Origin of the sequence: Citrobacter gillenii (assembly GCF_013337685.1) — a bacterium.
Classification (GTDB): domain Bacteria; phylum Pseudomonadota; class Gammaproteobacteria; order Enterobacterales; family Enterobacteriaceae; genus Citrobacter; species Citrobacter gillenii.
In genome coordinates this window covers 13,992-25,924 of sequence record NZ_SUQN01000001.1, presented here as the reverse complement: position 1 = coordinate 25,924, position 11,933 = coordinate 13,992, and the positions used below count along the sequence as shown (strand labels likewise).

At 52.5% G+C, this 11,933-nt stretch carries 15 protein-coding genes; 2 read left to right on the top strand and 13 right to left on the bottom strand.

Annotation, left to right across the window (positions count from 1 at the left end; all coding sequences use genetic code 11):
* Positions 1–2 precede the first annotated feature (2 nt).
* Positions 3–896 (bottom strand): N-acetylmuramic acid 6-phosphate etherase, encoded by an 894-nt coding sequence (gene murQ / locus FCH32_RS00135; RefSeq protein ID WP_174360287.1) that lies wholly within the window; start codon positions 894–896, stop codon positions 3–5.
* A 116-nt stretch (positions 897–1,012) separates the two neighbouring features.
* Here murQ and FCH32_RS00130 point away from each other — a divergent pair, with 116 nt between their 5' ends.
* On the top strand, positions 1,013–1,861 hold the full coding sequence (locus tag FCH32_RS00130) for a MurR/RpiR family transcriptional regulator (RefSeq protein WP_096756131.1): 849 nt from the start codon (positions 1,013–1,015) through the stop codon (positions 1,859–1,861).
* A gap of 55 nt (positions 1,862–1,916) precedes the next feature.
* Complete coding sequence (locus FCH32_RS00125) at positions 1,917–2,177, top strand: YfhL family 4Fe-4S dicluster ferredoxin (protein ID WP_096756130.1); 261 nt, start codon at positions 1,917–1,919, stop codon at positions 2,175–2,177.
* Here the strand turns inward: FCH32_RS00125 and acpS are convergent.
* The 12 genes from acpS to rseD all read right to left on the bottom strand — a co-directional run bounded on the left by acpS (position 2,174) and on the right by rseD (position 11,803).
* Positions 2,174–2,554 (bottom strand): holo-ACP synthase, encoded by a 381-nt coding sequence (acpS, locus tag FCH32_RS00120; RefSeq protein ID WP_115257753.1) that lies wholly within the window; start codon positions 2,552–2,554, stop codon positions 2,174–2,176. The genes FCH32_RS00125 and acpS overlap by 4 nt on opposite strands.
* Positions 2,554–3,285 (bottom strand): pyridoxine 5'-phosphate synthase, encoded by a 732-nt coding sequence (gene pdxJ, locus FCH32_RS00115; protein ID WP_174360286.1) that lies wholly within the window; start codon positions 3,283–3,285, stop codon positions 2,554–2,556. Before pdxJ ends, acpS begins: the two co-directional genes overlap by 1 nt.
* A gap of 11 nt (positions 3,286–3,296) precedes the next feature.
* Positions 3,297–4,025, bottom strand: coding sequence for a DNA repair protein RecO (gene recO, locus FCH32_RS00110; RefSeq protein WP_096759353.1), 729 nt, complete (start codon positions 4,023–4,025; stop codon positions 3,297–3,299).
* A 31-nt stretch (positions 4,026–4,056) separates the two neighbouring features.
* Entirely contained in the window at positions 4,057–4,962 is a 906-nt protein-coding gene (era, locus tag FCH32_RS00105; RefSeq protein ID WP_096756127.1) for a GTPase Era, read from the bottom strand.
* Positions 4,959–5,639, bottom strand: coding sequence for a ribonuclease III (gene rnc / locus FCH32_RS00100; protein ID WP_003037579.1), 681 nt, complete (start codon positions 5,637–5,639; stop codon positions 4,959–4,961). The genes era and rnc overlap by 4 nt, the downstream gene beginning before the upstream one ends.
* A 270-nt stretch (positions 5,640–5,909) precedes the next feature.
* Positions 5,910–6,884 carry a signal peptidase I gene (lepB, locus tag FCH32_RS00095; protein ID WP_096756126.1) on the bottom strand — a complete coding sequence of 325 codons (975 nt, stop codon included), beginning with the start codon at positions 6,882–6,884 and terminating at the stop codon, positions 5,910–5,912.
* A 15-nt stretch (positions 6,885–6,899) separates the two neighbouring features.
* Positions 6,900–8,699, bottom strand: a complete 1,800-nt coding sequence (lepA, locus tag FCH32_RS00090) for a translation elongation factor 4 (RefSeq protein WP_096756125.1) — start codon at positions 8,697–8,699, stop codon at positions 6,900–6,902.
* Positions 8,700–8,964: 265 nt separating this feature from the next.
* A complete protein-coding gene (gene rseC / locus FCH32_RS00085; RefSeq protein ID WP_115257751.1) occupies positions 8,965–9,429 on the bottom strand; it encodes a SoxR-reducing system protein RseC in 465 nt (154 codons plus the stop codon).
* Positions 9,426–10,382: a sigma-E factor regulatory protein RseB gene (gene rseB / locus FCH32_RS00080; protein ID WP_174360285.1), complete on the bottom strand. Its 957-nt coding sequence runs from the start codon at positions 10,380–10,382 to the stop codon at positions 9,426–9,428. Before rseB ends, rseC begins: the two co-directional genes overlap by 4 nt.
* Positions 10,382–11,035: an anti-sigma-E factor RseA gene (gene rseA / locus FCH32_RS00075; protein ID WP_115257749.1), complete on the bottom strand. Its 654-nt coding sequence runs from the start codon at positions 11,033–11,035 to the stop codon at positions 10,382–10,384. The genes rseB and rseA overlap by 1 nt, the downstream gene beginning before the upstream one ends.
* A gap of 31 nt (positions 11,036–11,066) precedes the next feature.
* Complete coding sequence (gene rpoE, locus FCH32_RS00070) at positions 11,067–11,642, bottom strand: RNA polymerase sigma factor RpoE (RefSeq protein WP_003037573.1); 576 nt, start codon at positions 11,640–11,642, stop codon at positions 11,067–11,069.
* Positions 11,639–11,803, bottom strand: a complete 165-nt coding sequence (gene rseD, locus FCH32_RS00065; protein ID WP_135911581.1) for a rpoE leader peptide RseD — start codon at positions 11,801–11,803, stop codon at positions 11,639–11,641. Before rseD ends, rpoE begins: the two co-directional genes overlap by 4 nt.
* Between the last annotated feature and the right edge of the window lie 130 nt (positions 11,804–11,933).

Genomic DNA, 11,933 nt, shown 5'->3' with positions numbered 1-11,933 from the left:
TCTTAGTATTCTAACGCCGCGCGTAAAAAACCCTGGTGAGCGGAGAGTTTTGCCCTGGCTGCCGTCGCGTCTAGCCCGGTCAGCGCCATCAGAATGGCGGGCTTAACGTCAAAATCGGTCTGCTTCAGTAACGTTTCAGCGTCTTCGCGCGAAATGCCGGTAGCTTCCACCACCATCCGGCAGGCCCGATCGACCAGCTTGGCGTTGGTCGCTTTCATATCCACCATCAGGTTCTGATACACCTTGCCAAACTTCACCATCGCACCGGTGGAAATCATATTTAGCACCAGTTTCTGCGCGGTGCCCGACTTCAGACGGGTTGAACCGGTCAGCGCCTCCGGACCAACCACCACGGAGATGGCGATATCCGCTTCACGGGCAATAGGTGAGTCCGGATTACAGGAAATCGCGACCGTCGTACAGCCCACCGCATGTGCATATTTCAGGCCGCCAATCACATACGGTGTCCGACCCGATGCCGCCAGACCGACAACCAGATCCTGCGCGGTCAGATTCAGCGCCCGCAGGTCATCTTCCCCAAGCTGCGAGTTATCTTCTGCGCCTTCAACCGCTTTTAATAACGCCCCTGGCCCACCGGCAATCAGCCCGACCACTAATCCGTGCGGTACACCAAAAGTCGGCGGACATTCTGAGGCATCCAGCACGCCGAGACGTCCGCTAGTCCCTGCCCCCATGTAAATAATCCGCCCACCTGCTTTAAGTGCCCGCGCAGCCGCATCAACCGCATGCGCAACTTCAGACAGTGTCGCTTTTACTGCTTCCGCTACCAGCGTATCCTGTTGATTAAAACGATGTACCAGCTCAAGCGTGGATAACGCATCGAGATCCATCGTTTGTGGATTGCGGGTTTCTGACACTAACGCACCGAGATTCATTTTTGTTCCTTAGGAATTTTTAATTCATAATAATCCGTCATAATGGAATATTATATTCACTCAGGCGAGTGAAATGTTGTTTTGTAATCGCCATCACGTTTTCGCCAGGAGACAGCATGAACTGTTTGATTCGCATTCGTCAGCGTTACCCTGACCTCGCACAAAGCGATAAAAAGCTTGCGGATTATCTTCTTACGCAACCAGATAATGTGCGTCATCTCAGCTCACAGCAGCTAGCTTTTGAAGCGGGCGTTAGCCAGTCCAGCGTCGTGAAGTTCGCGCAGAAAATGGGCTTTAAAGGCTTCCCGGCCCTCAAATTGGCGATCAGCGAAGCGCTGGCCAGCAATCCCAATCCGCATTCGGTTCCGGTGCACAATCAGATCCGCGGTGACGATCCTATGCGACTGGTAGGTGAGAAGCTAATTAAGGAGAACGTAGCAGCGATGCATGCCACGCTGGACGTCAATAGCGAAGACAAACTAATGGAAAGCGTCACGATGCTGCGCACAGCCAGGCGCATTATCCTCACCGGCATTGGCGCCTCGGGCCTGGTGGCGCAAAATTTTGCCTGGAAGCTATTGAAGATAGGATTTAATGCGGTCGTTGAACGCGATATGCATGCCCTGCTGGCGACCGTACAGGCGCTGGATTCAAACGATCTGCTGCTGGCCATTTCGTATAGCGGAGAGCGACGCGAACTCAATCTGGCCGCGGATGAAACATTACGCACCGGGGCAAAAATCCTCGCCATCACTGGCTTTACTCCCAATGCCCTACAGCAGCGCGCCACCCGTTGCCTGTACACCATTGCCGAAGAGCAGGCCACGCGCAGTGCCGCAATTTCATCAACGCATGCGCAAATGATGTTGACTGATTTACTGTTTATGGCGCTGGTGCAGCAAGATCTCGAACATGCCCCGGAGCGGATCCGCCACAGCGAAGCGCTGGTAAAAAAACTGGTTTGAGCAAAGAATGCGCGTATAATACCCGCCCGATTTGTGATGTTTTGAGAGTTTCCTGATGGCCCTGTTAATCACTAAAAAGTGTATCAATTGCGATATGTGCGAACCCGAATGCCCGAATGAGGCCATTTCAATGGGTGACAGCATTTACGAGATTAACAGCGACAAGTGTACGGAATGCGTAGGTCATTACGACACGCCAACCTGTCAAAAGGTGTGCCCGATCCCCAATACTATTTTGAAAGATCCGGCACATATCGAAACAGAAGAACAGCTGTGGGATAAGTTTGTGTTAATGCATCACGCAGACAAGCTTTAACTCTCAATAATGACCGTGGCGCAGGCATAGTGACGTTCATCGGCCAGCGTCACGTGCATATGCATAACACCGAGCTTCTCCGCCAGTTTTAACGCCTCTCCCCATAACCGCAAACGCGGCTTGCCGAGTTCATCGTTGAACACTTCGAACTGATTAAATGCCAGCCCGTTACGAATGCCGGTGCCAAAGGCTTTTGCCGCCGCTTCTTTTACCGCAAAACGCTTCGCCAGAAAACGCACCGGCTGCTGATGCGTTTCCCAAATGGTCCATTCGTTGTCGCTGAGGACGCGTCTGGCCAGCCGATCGCCGGAACGGGAGATCACCGCTTCAATGCGCGCAATCTCCACGATGTCCGTGCCTAATCCCAGAATCGCCATTAGCCACGCGCTTCCAGCATTAGACGTTTCATTTCCACTACGGCGTCTTTCAGACCGCTCATCACCGCACGTCCGATGATCGCATGACCAATGTTCAGCTCGTGCATTTCCGGGATCCGCGCAATAGCTTTGACGTTATGGTAAGTCAGGCCGTGACCGGCGTTCACCTTCAGACCCAGGCTGGCAGCAAAGGTCGCAGCTTTGGCGATACGTGCCAGTTCGCTGGCCTGTTCAGCATCGGTTTTCGCATCAGCATAGCAGCCGGTGTGAATTTCAATATACGGCGTGCCAACATCAGCAGCCGCTTTAATTTGTTCTTCATCGGCATCGATAAACAGCGAGACCAGGATCCCCGCATCCGCCAGACGCTTGCAGGCATCACGCATTTTGTCGCGTTGACCCGCCACATCCAAGCCGCCTTCAGTGGTGACTTCCTGACGTTTTTCCGGCACCAGGCAGCAGAAATGCGGCTTGGTTTCAACCGCGATGGCCAGCATCTCTTCCGTCACCGCCATTTCCAGATTCATACGTGTATCCAGCGTTTGACGCAGAATTCGCACGTCTCTGTCAGTAATATGACGACGGTCTTCACGCAGATGAACGGTGATCCCATCCGCCCCCGCTTGCTCAACGATAAATGCCGCCTGAACCGGGTCCGGGTATGCGGTGCCGCGTGCGTTACGTAAAGTGGCAATGTGGTCAATGTTGACGCCTAACAGTAATTCGGCCATGACAATCCTCGTTAATCATTATTTGTTTTTACTGCGCGTTTTGGCAAAAATTGCCGGAACAGTTCCCGGCTTTTTAACGGCTTACCACCAAGATACGGCTTTAACGCCATGCGGGTAAAGCGTTTCGCGGCACGTAACGTATCGGCATCCGGAAATTCACGCGATGCAAGTGCTTTGAGATGGCGTCCGGTAAAGGTGTTGTTATCAATAACGATGCTGGCGATAAACCCTTTTTCTTCCCGATAGCGATAGGTCATGGTGTCGTCCACCGGTTCACCGCTGCCCGCACAGTGGGCAAAATCCACGCCGTAGCCCAGATGACCGAGCAACGCCAGCTCAAAGCGACGCAGGGCGGGCTCTGGTGAACCGGATGTGCCTGCCAACGCCTGGATACAGTTCAGGTAATCGAAAAAGAGTTCAGAAAAGCGGGTCTCGTACTCAAGCACGCGAGAAATGAGTTCGTTGATATACAGACCGCTGTACAGCGTGATTCCGCTAAGCGGAAGTGCCAGAGAGACGGCTTCAGCGCTACGTAGGGTTTTGACCTCACCACGTCCACCAAAGCGAAGTAATAATGGGGTAAAAGGCTGGAGTGCGCCTTTCAGATTAGAGCGTTTGGAACGTGCGCCTTTAGCCACAAGGCGCACGCGACCCGACTCTTCCGTGAAAACGTCCAGCACTAAACTGGTTTCGCTCCAGGGGCGACTATGCAGGACAAATGCGCGTTGCCATCCATCCATCATAATACTCGTCGTCTTTCAGAGGAAGGGTTTAGACGTCGTCGCCGTAACCGAGACTGCGCAGCGCGCGTTCGTCATCGGCCCAGCCAGATTTCACTTTCACCCACAGTTCAAGGTGCACAGGCGCTTCGAACATTTCCTGCATGTCTTTACGTGCTTCAATACCGATGGTTTTAATTTTGGCCCCTTTGTTGCCAATTACCATCTTCTTCTGCCCTTCGCGTTCGACAAGGATCAGGCCGTTGATGTCGTAGCCGCCACGTTCGTTAGGGATAAAGCGCTCAATCTCAACGGTCACAGAATACGGCAGTTCAGCACCAAGGAAACGCATCAGCTTTTCACGGATGATTTCAGAGGCCATAAAGCGCTGCGAGCGGTCGGTGATGTAATCTTCCGGGAAGTGATGAATCGCTTCCGGCAGATGCTTACGCACGATGCCCGCAACGGTATCGACATTCATGCCGGTTTCGGCAGACATCGGTACGATGTCGAGGAAGTTCATCTGGCTTGCCAGGAACTGCAGGTGCGGCAGCAGATCGGCTTTTTCCTGAACGTTATCCACTTTGTTGACCGCCAGGATAACCGGGGCTTTACCGTCACGCAGTTTGTTCAGCACCATTTCGTCGTCCGGCGTCCAGCGCGTGCCCTCTACGACGAAAATAATCAATTCAACGTCACCAATAGAACTGCTGGCCGCTTTGTTCATCAGGCGGTTGATGGCACGCTTTTCTTCCATGTGCAGGCCCGGGGTATCAACATAAATAGCCTGATACGCGCCTTCGGTATGAATACCGACAATGCGGTGACGGGTCGTCTGCGCCTTACGGGAGGTAATGGAAATCTTCTGCCCAAGCAGATTATTCAACAGGGTGGATTTACCAACGTTCGGGCGACCGACGATGGCAATAAATCCGCAATAGGTTTTTTCTTCGCTCATTCCAGCTCCAGTTTTTTCAACGCCTGTTCGGCGGCAGCCTGCTCAGCCTTACGACGGCTCGAACCTGTGCCAACCACCGGTTCACTCAGGCCGCTAACCTGGCAGTGGATAGTAAATTCTTGATCGTGCGCTTCGCCACGGACCTGTACTACCAGATAAGACGGCAGCGGCAGGTGGCGACCCTGCAAGTATTCCTGCAAACGCGTTTTCGGATCTTTTTGTTTGTCGCCCGGACTAATTTCATCCAGACGGGTTTGATACCAGTTAAGGATCAGTTGTTCAACAGTCTGAATATCACTGTCGAGGAAGACGCCGCCGATCAGTGCTTCGACGGTATCAGCCAGAATAGATTCACGACGGAAGCCGCCGCTTTTCAGTTCGCCCGGCCCCAAACGTAAACATTCGCCGAGATCAAACTCACGGGCTAATTCAGCCAGCGTATTACCGCGCACCAGCGTGGCGCGCATGCGACTCATATCACCTTCGTCCACACGCGGAAAACGATGATACAACGCATTGGCAATAACAAAGCTCAAAATAGAGTCGCCTAAAAATTCTAAACGCTCGTTATGTTTGCTGCTGGCACTGCGGTGAGTTAATGCCTGCTGCAACAGTTCCTGATGATTAAAAGTGTAGCCCAGCTTCCGTTGAAGCCGATTAATTACGATGGGGTTCATGCGATACCAATAAATGAATGCGTCAACAATCCAGCACACGAAACAGACCTGATATACATCACTCGGTTAGCCGTTTCGGCGTCGCCTGAATGCGCTTGTATACGAATCAACGCTGTTTCGTGTGCCGTGGCAACCTGACGGTGCCAACCTAAAACTACGGGGGAATATTCTATACACAACGACAAGGGATGTCGTTAGTCTGCGGGAATTTATCCGAGAAATAATTCACGTTGCCGCCATTATGACGACAACGTGAACGATTATCAGCAATTAATGAATACCACCAATACGGCTTAAACGAACACCGGTCGGCCATTCACCTTCTTGCTTGTCGAAACTCATCCAGATGCCCGTCGCTTTACCCACCAGATTCGCTTCCGGTACAAATCCCCAGTAACGGCTGTCCGCGCTGTTGTCGCGGTTATCACCCATCATGAAGTAGTGTCCCGGTGGAACAATCCAGGTCGCCAGTTGCTGACCCGGTTGGCGGTAGTACATCCCCACCTGATCCTGCGCGATTGGCACGGTCAGAATGCGGTGCGTCACCTCGCCCAGCGTCTCTTTACGTTCGGTCAGGCGAATACCGTTATCTTTCGTTTCGCTCAGCGGAAGTTCGAAGAAACCACTGGTCGCTTCGCCACCGTTACGACGTGCAAACGTCTGTACGAAATCACTCGGCTGAACGTCAGAGTACGTGACCGGCAATGCGTTTTGACACGCCTGACCGGAGCGGCATCCTGGCTGGATCGTGACCTCTTTCGCCACTGGATCGTACGTCACTTTGTCTCCCGGTAAACCGACAGCGCGTTTGATGTAGTCCAGGCGCGGATCCTCCGGGTATTTAAACACCACGACATCACCGCGTTTCGGATGGCCCGTTTCGATCAGTGTTTTCTGATAAATCGGATCTTTAATTCCGTAGGCAAATTTCTCCACCAGAATAAAATCACCAATTAACAGCGTCGGCATCATCGAACCCGATGGGATCTGGAACGGCTCATAAATAAATGAACGCACCACCAGTACAATCGCCAGTACCGGGAACACGGATGCTCCGGTTTCCAGCCAGCCCGGCTTCGGGGAGACTTTTTTCAGCGTTGCGTTATCCAGTGAATCACCCGCAGCGGCTTGTGCCGCTGCCTGACGCTCCCGGCGTTTTGGCGCAAAGATAAATTTATCTACGCACCATAAAATGCCCGTCACCAGTGTGGCAATCACCAGAATCAGGGCAAACATATTCGCCATGCCAACTCCTTAGGATTATTTGCTGTCTTTACCGACATGCAGAATGGCGAGGAACGCTTCCTGAGGCAGCTCGACGTTACCGATCTGCTTCATGCGTTTTTTACCTTCTTTCTGTTTCTGCAGCAGCTTTTTCTTACGGCTAATATCACCGCCATAGCACTTAGCCAGAACGTTTTTACGCAGCTGCTTAACCGTTGAACGCGCAATGATGTGCGTACCAATGGCTGCCTGAATCGCGATATCAAACTGCTGGCGTGGGATCAGTTCTTTCATCTTTTCCACCAGCTCACGGCCGCGGCTCTGTGAGTTATCACGGTGGGTAATGAGCGCCAGCGCATCAACACGCTCGTTGTTGATCAGAACATCAACGCGCACCATGTCAGAGGCCTGGAAGCGTTTGAAGTTATAGTCCAGTGACGCATAGCCACGAGACGTTGACTTCAGGCGGTCGAAGAAGTCGAGCACCACTTCTGCCATCGGGATTTCATAGGTCAGCGCCACCTGGTTACCGTGGTAAACCATGTTGGTCTGTACGCCACGCTTCTCGATACACAGCGTGATAACGTTGCCGAGATATGCCTGAGGCAGCAGCATATGACACTCAGCGATCGGCTCGCGCAGCTCATAGATGTTGTTCAGCGGCGGCAGTTTGGACGGGCTATCGACATAGATAGTCTCTTTACCCGTGGTTTCAACTTCGTAAACAACGGTCGGTGCAGTGGTGATCAGGTCCAGATCGTATTCACGTTCCAGACGTTCCTGAATGATCTCCATGTGCAGCAAACCAAGGAAGCCACAGCGGAAGCCGAAGCCCAGCGCGGTAGAGCTTTCCGGTTCATAGAACAGGGAGGCATCGTTCAGGCTCAGCTTACCTAACGCATCACGGAAGTTTTCGTAATCGTCAGAGCTGACCGGGAACAGACCGGCGTAAACCTGCGGTTTCACCTTTTTAAATCCTGGCAGCGCTTTATCTGCCGGATTACGTGCCTGAGTCAGCGTATCGCCGACCGGGGCACCGAGGATGTCTTTAATCGCACAAACCAGCCAACCCACTTCGCCGCACTTCAGTTCGGTACGGTCAACCTGCTTAGGCGTGAAGATCCCCAGACGGTCAGCGTTATACACCTGCCCGGTGCTCATCACTTTGATTTTGTCGCCTTTGCGCATGGTGCCGTTTTTAATACGTACCAGCGAGACCACACCCAGATAGTTATCGAACCAGGAGTCAATGATCAGCGCCTGCAGCGGGCCTTCCGGGTCACCTTCCGGCGGCGGAATTTCGCGCACCAGACGTTCCAGAACGTCGGTCACGCCGACGCCGGTTTTCGCCGAGCAACGAACCGCATCTGTCGCATCGATACCGACGATATCTTCGATCTCTTCCGCTACACGCTCAGGATCGGCAGCCGGCAGGTCAATTTTGTTCAGTACCGGCACTACCTCGAGATCCATTTCCAGGGCGGTATAGCAGTTAGCCAGCGTTTGCGCTTCAACACCCTGTCCGGCGTCAACCACCAGCAGAGCGCCTTCACAGGCGGCAAGCGAGCGCGAAACTTCATACGAGAAGTCAACGTGGCCCGGCGTGTCGATAAAGTTAAGCTGGTAGGTTTCACCATCAGATGATTTGAAATCGAGCGTCACGCTCTGCGCTTTGATAGTAATACCGCGCTCACGCTCAAGATCCATCGAGTCGAGAACCTGCGCTTCCATTTCACGGTCAGACAGGCCACCGCAGATCTGGATAATACGGTCAGACAGCGTTGATTTACCGTGGTCGATGTGAGCTATGATTGAAAAGTTACGTATGTTCTTCATATAGTGTAATTATTGTGCCTTACGCCTGCCTGGGCAGGCTTTGAGAAGTCGCTGTTCTGAGCTTAACGTCGGTTTAAGTGAAACGCCGCATTCTACACTACAACGCTGAGGCGAGGAAATGTTCATAGAGCAAGGATAGCGGGAACTGGAAACAACTTAGCAAAGTCAGTGAAACTTTTACCGAAGTACGGCGAAAGTGCCCTATCTGGCCTACGTAGTAACGGTCCTGTAGGCCTGATAAGCGCAGCGCCATCAGGCATATATATCACTGGTGTGTTTCGACGCGAAGAAGGTCAGGCGGGAGAGCAACATTGAGAATCACCGGTTGCCAGGCCTCACGTTCAGCCAGCTTGCGTGAGAAACCACGAGCAATCAGGAATCCACCCACACCGCCCAGTATCGCACCGCTTAACGCGGCGATATCGCTGCCAAACAACACCTGGAACAATGCGGCAAAAACAAACAGCCCCGCCAGCGGAGACAGATAGACTAACATTGCCGAGCCCAACAGGCTGCCTTCAGCAATGCCTAGCTCAACTTTCTGACCGGGAGCCAGCGGTTCAACGCTAGGCACCACAATGGTGTGCGTTGTCTGCGGTCCCAGTTTATTCAGCACACGGCTTCCGCATCCGGCCCTTGAGGCACAGCTGCTGCACGACGCTTTAACGTCACAGCTGACTGTCGCTAGGCCATTTTGCCAGGAAACAACCGTTGCCCACTCTTTGATCATTGTGCAGCCCTGAACTTGATATTGTCCGCGATGCGCTTCGCCGTTTGCGGCGGAAGTTCACCAACGATAGTGATTTCGGCATTATCTCGTACGCTGGTACTGACCGTGCGGCGTCCGGTACGCAGGAGCTGATCGGCGCTGTTTTGCTGCGCGCGGTTCACATTCACAGAGAAGCTGAACAGCCCGTCAGAATAAAGACGCGATTCAATCGGCATATTGTCCATCGTCGGCAGTGGACGACGGCTGCTAGAGACTTCACTGAATCCTTGCGGCAACCATGATGGGCTCCAGTTGAAGTTGGTTTTCTCGCCCGCGGGAACAGATAGCAACGGCGGCAGGTTGGCTTTTGCCAGCGTCTGCATGCTGTCTCCGACGCCGCTATTCACAGTAAAAGCGATCACGCGGAACTGTTCCAGCGTTTCGCCATCCCGGTCAAGAAGATCGACGCGCATCGGTAGCTTAGTTTCGGTGTCCATCCAGACAATGTAGCTGTAACGAGTCCCGTCACGCGCCACGACGCGGAGTACTTCACAAAGCCTGTCGGCAATACGTGTTCGGCCTACCGAGATAAAGTCATAGTAGGGTGCGAGACGTTTAAAGTCGGTGTAAATCAGGGATGGCAGAGAATCAACAATATAATCACCGTTCAGCGTGAACGGTTCGAGCCCCGACTCAAAATAGCTGATTTCATTTCCACGTTGTACGACTTCCCGGCGTGGTCCATCTAATTGCAACAGTTGTGCAAGCGGACGATTATCCAGACGAGCATGACGATAACGTAGGGATTCAACACCCTGTTTATTGATGCTGACGAAGGACAGCTCATAGGTGAGCGACTGGCTGGCCAGATTCATCTGCTGCAATAACGCCCCGGACGCAGGAGTGGCCGAGGCGTTGACAGAGAAGAACAGGCTACCAGCCACAAGTGACATGGCAAACCAAAGTTGCTTCATTACTGCGATTGCGTTCCTAAAGTTTGAATTCCTGGCACCTGTACAGCGGCTTGCTGTGTCTGTGCCTGCTCAAACTGAAGCTGTTCGGAGTGCAGTCGGCGCTGCAGTTCGTAATCCTGCAACATAGCATTGATACGACGACGCTGCTCCTGCACCTGCTGTTGCTGACCGCCGCTGCTGGCCGTCGCGTCAGAAGGTACACCCAAGCTCACCGGACTGGCTTTACCCATCATCGGTAATGTATTAAATACCGGCGTTTCGGGCTGCTGGGACGTTTCAGATTGCCCATTATAGTGCTGGACGCCAACGATAACTGCAAGCGATACGCACGCGGCCACACCCATTTGAGTAAGCTGAGCGGCCCACGGACGCATTTTCTTCCAGAATGGCATTTTCTGCCACTGATGTGGTGCTGGCTGGGCCTCAGGAATCAATGGCGCCGCCTGACGTACTGGCTCATCTGCGATGGCTGCCATTACTCGGTCGGAAATATCGAAATGGAGAACGTCGGCGGTATCACCTCGCATGGAATCGCGGATCAGGTGATAACTCTCCCAGGTTTTTTGCATTTCCGGGTCGTGAGTCAGCTCTTTGAGTAACTCAGTATCCAGCGTTTCGCCATCCATTAAAGCGGAAAGTTTTTCTTTCTGCATGCCTAATACCTTTTCCAGTATCCCGCTACCGTCAACGCCTGATAAGCGGTTGAACTTTATTATCAATAGCTTCCCTCGCTCGGAAGATACGAGAACGCACCGTACCCACCGGACAATCCATGATAGCAGCTATCTCTTCATAGCTCAGGCCATCCAGCTCCCGCAAGGTTATTGCCATGCGTAAATCTTCCGGGAGGGACTCAATAGTTCGGAAAACTATCTGTCTCAGTTCTTCTGACAACATTAAGTTCTCAGGGTTCGAAATTTCTTTCAGCGCACCGCCACTTTCGTAATTTTCTGCTTCTATCGCATCTATATCACTGGAAGGTGGACGACGCCCCTGAGCGACCAGGTAATTCTTCGCTGTATTGACTGCAATACGATACAGCCAGGTATAAAAAGCACTATCTCCCCGGAACGAATCCAGCGCACGATAGGCCTTAATAAATGCTTCCTGTACAACATCGGGAACATCGCCCGACGGTACATAGCGGGAAACCAGGCTCGCCACCTTATGCTGATAGCGAACTACCAGTAAATTAAAGGCTTTCTGATCTCCCTTCTGGACCCGTTCTACCAGGACCTGGTCCGTTAACTGCTCGCTCATCCGAGGTAAAGTCTCCCCAAACCAAATTTCCACGCGCTTTCGAAACGCCACTCCATCAGCTGCACTATGAGCAAGCAATGACTTGGAGTGCTCAAGTTTCGTAAAGTTCCGTTACGCATTTGTTTTTGTTTGTCATGTTGTAGACAGGTCTTATCTCTCATTATAAGTCTACATAACCCGATCAACGCACTATCTGTACAGAAATGCCCATTAAACCGCTTGCAGAGTAACCCAACGGGCACTTTATTTCATCTCCTAATCTGACGCTAACGGCCTGCTACACAAAATATT